This is a genomic window from Kitasatospora sp. NPDC043950 (assembly GCF_056435345.1).
In genome coordinates this window covers 13983-26521 of sequence record NZ_JBWKER010000060.1, presented here as the reverse complement: position 1 = coordinate 26521, position 12539 = coordinate 13983, and the positions used below count along the sequence as shown (strand labels likewise).

10 protein-coding genes are annotated in these 12539 nt (G+C 72.3%); 9 read left to right on the top strand and 1 reads right to left on the bottom strand.

What is annotated here, in order from left to right; translation table 11 throughout:
* Positions 1–141 precede the first annotated feature (141 nt).
* From AC07BF_RS31505 to AC07BF_RS31475, 7 genes are all read left to right on the top strand, one after another.
* Complete coding sequence (locus AC07BF_RS31505; RefSeq protein WP_363585339.1) at positions 142–567, top strand: hypothetical protein; 426 nt, start codon at positions 142–144, stop codon at positions 565–567.
* A gap of 175 nt (positions 568–742) precedes the next feature.
* A complete protein-coding gene (gene metG, locus AC07BF_RS31500; protein ID WP_363619213.1) occupies positions 743–2362 on the top strand; it encodes a methionine--tRNA ligase in 1620 nt (539 codons plus the stop codon).
* The gene (locus AC07BF_RS31495) at positions 2362–3240 is read left to right on the top strand and encodes a TatD family hydrolase (protein WP_363619214.1); all 879 of its coding nucleotides are present in this window, start codon (positions 2362–2364) and stop codon (positions 3238–3240) included. The genes metG and AC07BF_RS31495 overlap by 1 nt, the downstream gene beginning before the upstream one ends.
* Positions 3241–3310: 70 nt before the next feature.
* Entirely contained in the window at positions 3311–3910 is a 600-nt protein-coding gene (locus AC07BF_RS31490; protein ID WP_478334242.1) for a Uma2 family endonuclease, read from the top strand.
* A 28-nt stretch (positions 3911–3938) separates the two neighbouring features.
* On the top strand, positions 3939–4862 hold the full coding sequence (gene rsmA / locus AC07BF_RS31485; RefSeq protein WP_478334241.1) for a 16S rRNA (adenine(1518)-N(6)/adenine(1519)-N(6))-dimethyltransferase RsmA: 924 nt from the start codon (positions 3939–3941) through the stop codon (positions 4860–4862).
* The gene (locus AC07BF_RS31480; RefSeq protein WP_478334240.1) at positions 4859–5776 is read left to right on the top strand and encodes a 4-(cytidine 5'-diphospho)-2-C-methyl-D-erythritol kinase; all 918 of its coding nucleotides are present in this window, start codon (positions 4859–4861) and stop codon (positions 5774–5776) included. Before rsmA ends, AC07BF_RS31480 begins: the two co-directional genes overlap by 4 nt.
* Before the next feature lie 246 nt (positions 5777–6022).
* On the top strand, positions 6023–7882 hold the full coding sequence (locus AC07BF_RS31475) for an ABC-F family ATP-binding cassette domain-containing protein (protein WP_363619218.1): 1860 nt from the start codon (positions 6023–6025) through the stop codon (positions 7880–7882).
* 108 nt (positions 7883–7990) lie between these two features.
* Here AC07BF_RS31475 and AC07BF_RS31470 read toward each other — a convergent pair whose 3' ends face one another.
* Positions 7991–9889 (bottom strand): FUSC family protein, encoded by a 1899-nt coding sequence (locus tag AC07BF_RS31470; RefSeq protein WP_478334239.1) that lies wholly within the window; start codon positions 9887–9889, stop codon positions 7991–7993.
* Positions 9890–10306: 417 nt separating this feature from the next.
* Here AC07BF_RS31470 and AC07BF_RS31465 point away from each other — a divergent pair, with 417 nt between their 5' ends.
* Together AC07BF_RS31465 and AC07BF_RS31460 are read left to right on the top strand one after the other, a co-directional pair.
* The gene (locus AC07BF_RS31465; protein ID WP_478334238.1) at positions 10307–10753 is read left to right on the top strand and encodes a hypothetical protein; all 447 of its coding nucleotides are present in this window, start codon (positions 10307–10309) and stop codon (positions 10751–10753) included.
* Positions 10754–10796: 43 nt separating this feature from the next.
* Positions 10797–12446, top strand: a complete 1650-nt coding sequence (locus AC07BF_RS31460; RefSeq protein ID WP_478334237.1) for a WXG100 family type VII secretion target — start codon at positions 10797–10799, stop codon at positions 12444–12446.
* Positions 12447–12539: the final 93 nt, after the last annotated feature.

Below are 12539 nucleotides of genomic sequence, written 5' to 3'. Positions count from 1 at the left end.
AACGATCCAGGCCTTTCGTATAGGAGTTCCCAACCCGCGTCCAACTCTTCACAAGCAGGGCATCGGCCGAGGCCGTCAGGGCATTTCCTGGAATGGAAAGACCCAGCCGGGCGAGCGCCCGGCGGGCGCTGGGAGACGGCTATGAGCGAGATGATCGGTAGCCCCCTCGGTGGCAACGCGCTGAGCGCCCCCGGCCTGGCCGGACGGCCGCACACTCCCGTCGAGACCGTGCGGGAGGCCTACTCCTTCGCCTGCCTGCGATGCGGGTACGGCTGGGAGCAGGCGTACGACATCGAGCACCACGCCGGCAAGGACGGGCACGTCGTGTTCGAATACCACGCCAACGGTGTCCGGGTACCGTCCCCGCTGCTCAAGCCGACCTGCCCGGGGTGTGGCGGACACACCGTCCGGATCATGCGCGAGGGCCGGGTCGCCACCGCCGACCAGTCCTGGCACCACGCCCCCGGCTACCCGGCGCACGCCGAGCCTGCCGGGGCGGCCCCGGTGACCGACCCCGCGAAGCCGCGCGGACGCTGGGCCCGGTTCTGGTCGCGGCTGCTGGGCTGACCGCCGGCACCGGGAGCGCACCCGGGGGCCGCCCGCCGCGAGCAGCGCGGCGGGCGGCCCCCGCCGTCGCTGGCCGGGCGGCAATCCGTCGAGGGCAGCGGGCAGCAATCCGTCGAGGGCGGCGGGCGGCAATCCGGTCGAGGGCTGCGGGCGGGCCCGACTAAGCTTTCCGACCATGGCGGCCACTGCAGACCACAGCACCACCGGGGCGACCGCCCCGGCGTACTACGTTTCCACCCCGATCTACTACGTCAACGATCGCCCGCACCTGGGCCACGCGTACACCACCGTGGCGGGCGACGTCCTCACCCGCTGGCACCGCCAGCGCGGCGAGAAGGTGTGGTACCTGACCGGCACCGACGAGCACGGTCAGAAGATCATGCGGACCGCCGAGGCCAACGGCGTCAGCCCGCAGGAGTGGTGCGACAAGCTGGTCGAAGAGGCCTGGAAGCCGCTCTGGGAGCACCTGGAGATCGCCAACGACGACTTCATCCGCACCACCCAGCAGCGCCACACCGACCGCGTGCAGGAGTTCGTCCAGGACCTGTACGACAAGGACGAGATCTACAAGGGCGGCTACTCCGGCCCGTACTGCGTCGGCTGCGAGGAGTTCAAGCTCCCGGCCGAACTGCTCGACGGCGCCACCGAGGACGAGAAGCTCTGCGCCGTGCACAAGCGGCCGGTCGAATGGCTGGAGGAGGAGAACTACTTCTTCCGCCTCTCCGCCTACGGCCCGAAGCTGCTGGAGTTCTACGCCGCCAACCCGGACTTCATCCAGCCGGCCTCGGCCCGCAACGAGGTGCTGCGCTTCGTCGAGCAGGACCTGAAGGACCTCTCGATCTCCCGCTCCACCTTCAACTGGGGCGTCCCGCTGCCCTGGGACGAGAAGCACGTCCTGTACGTGTGGGTGGACGCGCTGCAGAACTACATCACCGCGGCCGGCTACGGCAGCGACCCGGAGCGCTTCGCCGAACTGTGGCCGGCCTCCGTCCACCTGGTGGGCAAGGACATCCTGCGCTTCCACGCGGTGATCTGGCCCGCCATGCTGATGGCCGCGGGCCTGCCGCTGCCCAAGCGGGTCGTCGCCAACGGCTGGCTGATGGTCGGCGGCGAGAAGATGTCCAAGTCCAACCTGACCGGCATCTCGCCCACCGACCTCACCTCGCACTTCGGCGTGGACGCCTACCGCTACTACTTCCTGCGGGCGATCCCCTTCGGCACCGACGGCTCGTTCTCCTGGGAGGACTTCACCGCCCGGTACACCTCCGAACTCGCCAACGACTTCGGCAACCTGGCCTCCCGGGTCGCCGCCATGGTCGGCAAGTACTTCGACGGCGCGCTGCCGGCCGCCGCCGCCCCCGGTGACGCCGAGCAGGCCATCGCGGACGGCCTCGCCACGGCCCTCGCCACCGCCGACCGGAAGATCGGCGAGGAGCTGGACTTCGCCGGCGGCCTCGCGGCGATCTTCGAGTTCGTCAAGCAGGTCAACGGCTACCTCACTGAGCAGGAGCCGTGGAAGGTGGCCAAGGACGACTCGGAGCAGGGCCGGGCCCGCCTCGCCACCATCCTCTACACCGCCGCCGAGGCGCTGCGCGGCACCGCCGTCATGCTCAACCCGGTGATGCCGTCCACCGCCGAGAAGCTGTGGACCTCGCTCGGCGCCGAGGCCGGCCTCGGCGCGCTCGCCGCGCAGACCATCGCCACCACCGCCGACTGGGGCCGGCTGCCCGCCGGCAGCACCGTCACCAAGGGCGAGATCCTGTTCCCGCGCCTCGAAGAGAAGCCCGCCTCCTGATGTCTGCCAAGGACGACGCCCGGTCGACCCCGCCGCCACTGCCGGAACCCCTGGCCGTGGCGGTGGCCGACTCGCACACCCACCTCGACATGCAGGCCGGCACCCCGGCCGAGGGACTGGCCCGGGCCGCCTCGGTCGGGGTCACCACGGTCGTCCAGGTGGGCTGCGACGTGCCCGGCTCGCGCTGGGCCGCCGAACTGGCGGCCCAGTACGAGCAGGTGCACGCGGCCGTCGCCCTGCACCCCAACGAGGCGCCGCGGATCTTCCTCGGCGACGCGGACGGCTGGTCCGGCCAGCAGCGGAAGGCGGGCGGCGAGGCCGCGCTGGAGGAGGCGCTCGCCGAGATCGACCGGCTCGCCGCCCTCCCGCAGGTCCGCGCCGTCGGCGAGACCGGCCTCGACTACTTCCGCACCGGCCCCGAGGGCGTCGAGATCCAGAAGGAGTCGTTCCGCCGCCACATCGAGATGGCCAAGCGGCACGACAAGGCCCTGGTCATCCACGACCGCGACGCCCACGAGGACGTCATCGCCGTCCTGCTGGCGGAAGGCGCCCCCGAGCGGACGGTCTTCCACTGCTACTCCGGCGACGCCGAGATGGCCAAGGTCTGCGCCGAACACGGCTGGTACCTGTCCTTCGCCGGCCCGGTCACCTTCAAGGCCAACCAGCCGCTGCGCGACGCCCTCGCCGCCACCCCCCTCGACCGGATCCTGGTCGAGACCGACGCGCCCTTCCTCACCCCCCACCCCTACCGCGGCCGGCCCAACGCCCCGTACCTCATCCCGGTCACCGTCCGCTCGATGGCCGGCACGCTGGGGCTGCACGAGGACGAGCTGTCCACGGCGATCGCGGAGAACACGGCCCGGGCCTTCGGGTACTGAGCCGGTCGAACGAAAGTCTGATTCCGGCGGAACGATTCGGCACTCCCGGCTGCTTCTCAGGCTGGCTAGCATGAGTGCAGTGGGGGAGGTGGCGATGACCGCCGAGCCGATCGACTGGATGCATCCGCCGTCCCAGGGCTGGACGTACGAGCAGGTCAAGGACCTCGACCTGCCGTTCGATTGGGAACTGGTGGACGGAGCCGTCGTTGTCCGAGGGATGGCGAAGTGGTGGCACGACCAGGTGCGCGATCAGCTGCTCATCAGGTTGTCCGGCGCGCGGACCACGCCTTACGTCGTGAACGCCGAGCGCTGCGTCCTGCTCGACGAGTACAACACCTCCAAGCCCGACGTCGTCGTCATCGACAAGACCGGCCTCGACTTCTTCGAGCTGGAGTGCACCCCGCCCGAGTCGGTGGTCCTGGCGGTCGAGGTCGTATCACCCGGCTCCAGGGTCGCCGACCGTTTCCGCAAGCCCGGCCAGTACGCCGAGAAGAAGATCCCGTACTACTGGCGGGTCGAGCGCGGCCTCGACAACCTGCCGATCGTGCACGAGTTCCACCGGGACGAGGAGAAAGGCGTCTACCTGCCCGTCGCCCAGCACGAGGGCGTGCTCCGCACCTCGGTGCCGTACCCCGTCGAGATCGACCTCGCCCAGGTCGTCGAACTCTGAGGGCCCCGCGCGCCCGTATCCTTGGCGCGTGAGCACCACCGACCCCACCCCTGACAGCCACCTGCTGGGCGCCGCCGACATTCGGGAGCTGGCGGCCGCGTTCGGCGTGAAGCCGACCAAGCAGCGCGGGCAGAACTTCGTCATCGACGGCAACACCGTGCGGCGGATCGTCCGGGCAGGCGGGGTGACGGCCGAGGACGCGGTGGTCGAGGTCGGGCCCGGGCTCGGGTCGCTGACGCTGGCGCTGCTGGAGGTGGCCGCGCACGTCACGGCGGTGGAGATCGACCCGGTGCTGGCACAGCACCTGCCGGCGACCGTCGCGGCCCGGATGCCCGGCAAGGTCGACAGCTTCGACCTGGTGTTCAGCGACGCCATGGAGGTCACCGAGCTGCCCGGGCCGGCGCCCACCGCGCTGGTCGCCAACCTGCCGTACAACGTGGCCGTGCCCGTCCTGCTGCACATGCTGGCGACCTTCCCCAGCATCGAGCGCACCCTGGTGATGGTGCAGGCCGAGGTCGCCGACCGGCTCGCCGCCAAGCCGGGCAACAAGGTCTACGGCGTCCCGTCCGTCAAGGCCAACTGGTACGCCGACGTGAAGCGGTCCGGCGCCATCGGCCGGAACGTGTTCTGGCCCGCCCCCAACGTCGACTCCGGGCTGGTCTCGCTGATCCGCCGCGAGCCGCCGAAGACCACCGCCAGCCGCAGGGAGGTGTTCGCCGTCGTCGACGCCGCGTTCGCCCAGCGGCGCAAGACCCTGCGCGCCGCGCTGGCCGGCTGGGCCGGCTCCGCCGCCGGAGCCGAGCAGGCGCTCGCGGCGGCCGGGATCGACCACAAGCTGCGCGGCGAGATGCTCACGGTGGAGCAGTTCGCCGCGATCGCCGAGCACAAGCCGAAGATCGCCGAGCACGAGCCGGTGATCTCCGAGCACGAGCCGGAGGCGGACTCCCAGTGATCACCGTGCGGGTTCCGGCCAAGGTCAACGTCCAGCTCGGGGTGGGCGGACTGCGCGCTGACGGGTTCCACGACCTGGCCAACGTGTTCTTCGCCGTCGCCCTCGGCGACGAGGTCACCGCCACGGCGGGGGAGGGCGTCACGCTCTCCTGCACCGGGCCGGACGCCCACGTCGTCCCCCTCGACGACAGCAACCTCGCCGCCCGCGCCGCCCGCCTGCTCGCCGCCCACCACGGCATCGCCGACCCCGGCGTGCACCTGCACATCGCCAAGGCCGTCCCGGTCGCCGGCGGCATGGCCGGCGGCAGCGCCGACGGGGCCGCCGCACTGGTCGCCTGCGACACGCTCTGGCAGCTCGACACCCCCCTCGACACCCTCCTGGAGCTGGCCGCCGAACTCGGCTCCGACGTGCCGTTCGCCCTGCTCGGCGGCGTCGCGCTCGGCCTCGGCCGGGGCGAGATCCTGCAGCCGCTCACCGTCGACGGCACCTTCCACTGGGTGTTCGCGGTCGCCGACGGCGGCCTCTCCACCCCCGCCGTCTTCCGCGAGTGCGACCGTCTGCGCGAGGAGGCCGGCACCGGCTCCAGCGACACCGACGTCCGCACCCCCGACGCCGACCCCGCGCTGCTCGCCGCCCTCGCCCAGGGCGATGCCGTCGCCCTGGCCGCCGCCCTCGCCAACGACCTCCAGCCCGCCGCCCTCTCGCTGCGGCCCGCGCTCGCCGCCACCCTGCGGGCCGGCACCGAGGCCGGCGCGCTCGGCGCCCTCGTCTCCGGCTCGGGGCCGACCTGCGCGTTCCTCGCCAAGGACGCCGACGCGGCCGCCGCCGTCGCCGAGGCGCTGCGGGCCTCCGGCACCTGCCGGACCGCGCACGCCACGTACGGGCCGGTGCCGGGGGCGGCGCTCGTGCCGTAGGGGCCCGCCGGTGCCGGGGGCGGCGCTCGTGTCGTAGGGACCCCGCTCGTGTGGTAGGGACCCCGCCCGTACCGTAGAGGCTTCGCCGGTTCGGGGCCCGCCGGTTTCGGGGCCCCCGCCGCCGCAGGCGGTGAGGGCGCTTCGGCGGGCCCATTAGGCTGGGGAGATCGGGGCGTCCCCGACAGGGGTGCCCGGCCGCGACCGGCGGGCCGCCCCGAGACCGCCAATCCCAGGAGCGCAGCAGACGTGGCCGTCAACCTCGCCACCATCGAGTCCGTCACGAAGGTCTACGGCACCCGCGCCCTCCTGGACGGAGTCAGCCTCGGCGTCAGCGAAGGCGACCGGATCGGCGTCGTCGGACGCAACGGCGACGGCAAGACCACCCTGATCCGGATGCTCGCCAAGCTGGAGGAGGCCGACAGCGGCCGGATCACCTGGAACGGCGGCCTCCAGCTGGCCGTCCTCACGCAGCACGACTCGCTCGACCCGACGGCCACCATCCGGCACGAGGTGATCGCCGACCGGGCCGACCACGAGTGGCTCGGCGACGCCCGCATCCGCGACATCGTCGAAGGCCTCTTCGGCGGTCTCGACCTGCCCGGCTTCGCCGACGGCCTGGACACCGTCATCGGCCCGCTCTCCGGCGGCGAGCGCCGCCGGATCGCCCTCGCCAAGCTGCTCCTCGGCTCGCCCGACCTGATCGTCCTCGACGAGCCCACCAACCACCTCGACGTCGAGGGCATCAACTGGCTCGCCCAGCACCTGCAGAAGCGCCGCTCCGCGCTGGTCTGCGTCACCCACGACCGCTGGTTCCTCGACCAGGTCTGCACCCGGATGTGGGACGTCCAGGGCGGCGCCGTGCACGAGTACGAGGGCGGCTACTCCGACTACGTCTTCGCCCGCGCCGAGCGCTCCCGGATCGAGGCCGTCGAGGAGCAGAAGCGCCAGAACCTCGCCCGCAAGGAACTCGCCTGGCTGCGCCGCGGCGCCCCCGCCCGCACCTCCAAGCCGCGCTACCGGATCGAGGCCGCCAACGCCCTGATCGCCGACGTGCCGGAGCCCCGGGACCGGTCCGAGCTGATGAAGTTCGCCAACGCGCGACTGGGCAGGACCGTCTTCGACCTGGAAGGCGTCACCGTCAAGGCCGGCCCCAAGCTGCTGCTGGAGAACCTCACCTGGCAGCTCGGCCCCGGCGAGCGGATCGGCCTGCTCGGCGTCAACGGCGCCGGCAAGACCTCGCTGCTGCGCGCCCTGCGCGACGCGTACGCCTCCGAGGGCGACGTGCAGCCCGCGTCGGGTCTGATCAAGGTCGGCAAGACGGTGCGGCTCGCCTACCTGTCGCAGGAGGTCGTCGAACTGGACCCGGCCATCCGGGTGCTCCAGGCCGTCGAGCAGGTCCGCTCGCGCGTCGACCTCGGCAAGGGCCGGGAGATGAGCGCCGGCCAGCTGTGCGAGCAGTTCGGCTTCGGCAAGGACAAGCAGTGGACGCCCGTCGGCGACCTGTCCGGCGGCGAGCGGCGGCGGCTCCAGCTGCTGCGCCTGCTGATGGACGAGCCCAACGTGCTGTTCCTCGACGAGCCCACCAACGACCTCGACATCGAGACCCTCAACCAGCTGGAGGACCTGCTCGACGGCTGGCCCGGCTCGATGATCGTCATCAGCCACGACCGGTTCTTCATCGAGCGGACCACCGACGTCGTCCACGCGCTGCTCGGCGACCAGAAGATGCGGATGCTGCCGGGCGGCGTCGACGAGTACCTGGAGCGGCGGGCGCGGATGGCCGCCTCGATCGCCGCCGCCGCTTCGGCCGCGTCGGGTGCTTCGACCGCCTCGACCGCTTCGGCCGCGGCGTCCGGCGGCTCGGACGCCGGGACCGCCGCGTCGGCCCTGTCGGGCGGCGACCTGCGGGCGGCGAAGAAGGAGATGCAGAAGATGGAGCGGCAGATCGCCAAGCTGGACCAGAAGGAGTCCAAGCTGCACGCCCAACTCGCCGAGCACGCCGCCGACTTCTCCAAGGTCGCGGAGCTGGACGCGCAACTGCGCGCCGTCCGGGAGGAGAAGGAGGAGCTGGAGCTGAGCTGGCTGGAGCTGGCCGAGCAGGTCTGAGCCCCGGTCGGGGTTCTGGCCGGAGTCCTGATCGGGGTTCTGGCTGGAGTCCTGGTCGGAGTCTTCTGGTCGGAGTCCTCTGGCGGGGACCGGGACTCCGGTCGGGCCCTACCGGGCCAGCAGGGCCTCCAGCTCGTCCGCCGCACGGCCCAGCGCACTGCGCGCCGGGTCGTGCGGTGCCGTCGGGCGGGCCGCCGCCCCGGTCGGCGGGCGGTGCTCGCGGGCCGCCGCCGTCAGCTCGTCCAGCGCCCGGCGCACCCGCCCCACCTCCGCCGGATCCGGCACCCGGCCGCCGTACCGCAGCTGCGCCGCGAACGCCGCCACCGCGCCGCCCAGCCGCTCCAACGCCGCCGTCGCCGGCAGCCACTGCTCCGCCAGCCGTCCCGTCGGCGGCGGCTCGGCCAGCCCCTGCCGCACCTCCTGGCGGGCGTCCTCCAACGCCCGGTACGCCGTACGGCGCAGCCACACCTCGGCCCGGCCCGCGTCCCCGGTGACCGCGTCCAGATAGGCCCGCAGCGCGGTGGCCGCGTCCACCAGTCGGGGCTCGATCCGGTGCCGCGGACGCTCCGGCCACAGCAGATAGCCGAAGAGCAGCACGATCGCGCTCGCGAGCACCGTGTCCAGCACCCGCGGCCAGAACTCGGCCGCGCTGCTCTGCCCGCCCAACTGGAGCAGGATCAACGCCATCGGCGTCATCGCCACCGTGTTCAGCCCGTAGTGCGCCGCCGTCGCGTACGGCAGCAGGGCCACGCAGAACGCGGCGATCGCCGTCAGTACCCACGCGTCGGTCGTGAGCGACACCACGGCCGCCGTGACCGCCACCCCGAGCACCGTGCCGACCGAGCGGCTCACCGCCCGCAGGAACACCGAACCGAGATCCGGCTTCAACACGAAGGCGATCGTCATCGGCACCCAGTAGCTCTTGCTGAGCGGGTAGCTGGCCGTCACCGCCGAACCGACCGCGATGCACAACGCCACCCGCAGCCCGTACCGGACCGAACCGCGCGACAGCAGCCGCACCCGCAGCCGCCACGGATCGGGCGGCGGTGCCGGGGCGGTACCGACCTCCGCCTCCCGGCCGGCCACGGTGTCGGCCGCCGCGCGCAACGCCACGTCCAGGGCCTGCCGGGACGGCGTGTCCGGCTGCCACTGCGGAACGGCGACCTCGCCGCCGCCCCGCCGGACCGCGTCCGCCAACCGGAGCGGTACCTCCGCGACCTCGGGCGGCACCGGCCGCCACGCCCACAACAGGCCCGTCGCCGCCTCGGTGGCGGCCAACGCCGCCTCGTACATCCGGCGCAGCCGAACCGTACGGGCGGACTCCGACCCCGGGCGGTGCGGTCGCGGGAGGAGGTCCTGCAACTGGTTCAACCGGGCCGTCAACACCTGGCGCGAAGCCGCGCCCTGCGGCGTGCCCAAATCGGCCAGCGTCCGGCCGAACGCCTCGTACGCGGCCGCCAGCGCACGGTTGCGCGGATCCGAGGCGGGACGGCGGTGCGCGCCCCCCGGCAGACCCAGTACCACCACGAACGCGGCACCCGCCAGCATCATCGGCGCCGCCGCCCACCACGGATCCGGCAACGGCATCCCGCTGCCCAACGCCGCCGACACCAGCAGCAGCATCCCCGCCGCCGAACCCCGCGGGCCCGTCGCACTCAGCGCGCCGGACGCGAACGCCGTGAACGTGAGCGCCGCACCGAGCACCACCGCCGAAACGTGCGCGTGCTGGAGGGAAGTGCCGATCAGCATGCCGAGCGCCGAAGCCAGCACCGCCGACGCGATCCGGGGCACCCGCAGGCCGCTCGGCTCCGCGCGGTCGTTCATCGTCGCGTGCATCGCGCCCAGACCGGCGAACACCCCCAGATCCAGCCGGTGCGCCAGCAGCCCTGCGGCCAGCGGCACCGCCATGCCCACCGCCGCGCGGGCCATCAGCGCCAGCGGCAACGGCGGCCGGGAAGGACGGGCGGCACGGGCCCACCAGGAGGGGGCGGACTCGTCTGCGGGCATCAGGTCACGTCCGTTCTGCGGCCAGGGGTCGCTGCTGTGCGACATTGCGCGGCAGATGGGGGCGTACCCGGTCCAACCGGGCGAGACCAGTCTACCGGGGCCCGGCGCGACACCCCCGAGGGCCGCACGTGTCAAGTTCGTACCGATCCCGCACAGGCGGGCCAAGGGCCCTGCCGACCCGACAGGGGCGGTGGCTACGATTACGGAGGCGGAGACCGCCCCCAGGGCGGGCGGTGCACCGACCAGCACTGTACGACCGAGAAGTTGACGGTATGTTGCGGAGCGGCGGCCCCGGGGTTACCCCGAACCGCCGCCCGTACGGGGGAGAGGTGAACTGCTGTGGCAGGAGAGGTTCCACCGAACACGGGGGCCAGTCCGGACACGTCCGGTGACGTCACGCCATTTATGCTCAGCCACATGCTGGGGTTCGGCCCCCTCGTCAGCACCGTGCAGACGAACGTCAGCGCCGCCGACCTGGTGTCCGCCTTCGGCAAGAAGGACGTCAAGGTCGAGCTCGACACGCTCACCGCGTTCGCCAAGAAGATCGAAGCCCTGCTCCAGGCCATGGAGGGCTCCCCGGCGGCCCCGTACAAACTCCAGGAACAGAAGCTGACCGGCGGAAGCTTCGCCAGCGCGGAGTTCGCCGAAGCGACGGCCCTGACCGCGGCCTACGACAAGGTGCACACCCAGCTCGTCAAGCTGCACAAGGACTTCGTGTCGCAGATCGAGGCGATGAAGACCGCGGTCGCGGCAACGGCGGGCAACTACTCGGCCAACGAGGACGACACGGCGGCCGCACAGAACGCCGTCGCGAAGAACACGGGCGGCCCCACACCGCCGCGGGCCGGCGGCGAGGGCTTCTGATGGTGGTCGGCGAGGGCGCCCACGGGGAAACGGGGAGTAAGTAGTGGCAGACGGAACGAACTTCGAGGGCGTCGGACACGCCCAGCTCAAGAAAATGGTCCAGAGCACCGACCCCACGACGGTGCTGAGCCGCGGCACCCAGCTGCAGTCGGCCGGCCGTGTCCTGAAGGAACTCGGCGCGGCACTCAAATCGCACATCGGCAACGTCAGCTGGGAAGGGCCGGCCGCCGAGAGCTTCAAGACCTGGGCCGGCAACCTGCAGCAGTCTGCCGCGTTGCTCGGTGACTACTCCACAACCGCCGGCGACGCCATGCACCAGGCCGGTGAGGCACTCAGCACCGCCAAGGTGGCCGTGCCGGACGTGCCACACGACGATGTCGACATCGTCAAGACGCGCTCGACCCAGGGGGCGCCCAACCAGTTGGCGCTCACGAGCGCCAACTTCACCCCGGCCGGGCCGACCACCGCCACCGTCGACGCCATGATGAAGAAGCAGAACTGCTCCTGGGTCACCGAGACGGAGGCTCTGGCCGCCTCCCAGCGGGTCTACAAGGCTCACCAGGAAGCCATCCATCAGATGGAGAAGCTGGGGCAGGCGTACGAAGCCGCGACGACGAAGCTGGCCGGGCTCGGGGACGTGGCTCTGCCGGGCACGCCGGATGCGAGTAAGAGCCGAGACGATGTGTCGGATTATCCAAAGGGTGGCAGCTACGGCGGCTACGGCGGTTCCGTCCGCAGCCCTCGTACGGGCAGTGGCGTCACCACCAGAGGGAGTTACAGCCTGCCAGGTGGAACCTATGGTGGCGGCTCGGCTGCACCCCGCAACCTGGGGTCGAGCTCGCAAGGCCCGCTCGTGCCAGGCCACGCCGACCCGATTCCGCCGCGAAGCGGTGGCCAGGTGCCGCCGACGCCGGTGGGCCCGGGTTCCTCGACGCCTCCCTCTGTGTCGTCGGAACCCGTCCACCGTCCCGGTACCGGCCTCGACAGCCTGCCGACCGTGCCGACCCTGCCAGGTCAGACCGGCCCGCTCGGCCCCAGTGGTGGTGGAAGTCTCTCGCCTGACGGTCCGAGTGGGATTCCCGTATACCCGGGTGGTCCGGGTGGCGGCCCGGTGACCGGTTTCCCGGCCGGGGTCGGCGGTGGCTCGATCCCGGCCAAGGGTGGTGGCGGATCCGTCTCCGGCAGGGGCGGGGGCTCGATCCCCGCCCGTACGGCTCCGTTCGGCGGTGGCTCGGTGCCGGGGAAGTCCGGTGGCAGCCCGGGTCTGCCCAGCGGGACGGTCTTCGGCGCGCGCGAGGCCCAGGCAGGTCGGGCGGGAGCAGCCGGCAGCACGGGCGGGGTGGGCGGCATGCACCCAGGGATGGGTGGTGGTTCCGGAGTCGTTGGTTCGGGTGGCAGCTCGCGGGGCCGGGGCCTGACCTCGACCGGAGGGGGAGCGGTCGGCGGCCGCAAGGGACCGGCTGCTGGCGGGGAGTTCACGCCGGGTGGTACGGGCCTGCGTAACCGGGCGGCTGCTGCGGGAGTCGCCGAGGGTGAAGCCCGTTCGGGGCAGAACGGCATGATGGCCCCTGGAACGGCGGGTCACTCCGGGCGGAACGAGCGCGATCGCCGCAAGCGGGCCGACTACCTCCACGAGGACGAGGAGACCTGGACCAGCGGTACGCCGCACAGCAACCCGGACGTGATTGAGTAGGACGGCAACGACTGCCCGGCCACTGGGCTCTCCCGGTGGCCGGGCAGACCTGTTCGGGGCACGCTCCCCGGTCGACGGAGAGATTGACGAGGA

Bases quoted from the DNA above. Each gene is read 5' to 3' on its own strand.
- AC07BF_RS31505 (WP_363585339.1), top strand. From the start codon at position 142: ATGAGCGAGATGATCGGTAGCCCCCTCGGTGGCAACGCGCTGAGCGCC.
- metG (WP_363619213.1), top strand. From the start codon at position 743: ATGGCGGCCACTGCAGACCACAGCACCACCGGGGCGACCGCCCCGGCG.
- AC07BF_RS31495 (WP_363619214.1), top strand. From the start codon at position 2,362: ATGTCTGCCAAGGACGACGCCCGGTCGACCCCGCCGCCACTGCCGGAA.
- AC07BF_RS31490 (WP_478334242.1), top strand. From the start codon at position 3,311: ATGAGTGCAGTGGGGGAGGTGGCGATGACCGCCGAGCCGATCGACTGG.
- AC07BF_RS31470 (WP_478334239.1), bottom strand. From the start codon at position 9,889: ATGCCCGCAGACGAGTCCGCCCCCTCCTGGTGGGCCCGTGCCGCCCGT.
- AC07BF_RS31465 (WP_478334238.1), top strand. From the start codon at position 10,307: ATGCTGGGGTTCGGCCCCCTCGTCAGCACCGTGCAGACGAACGTCAGC.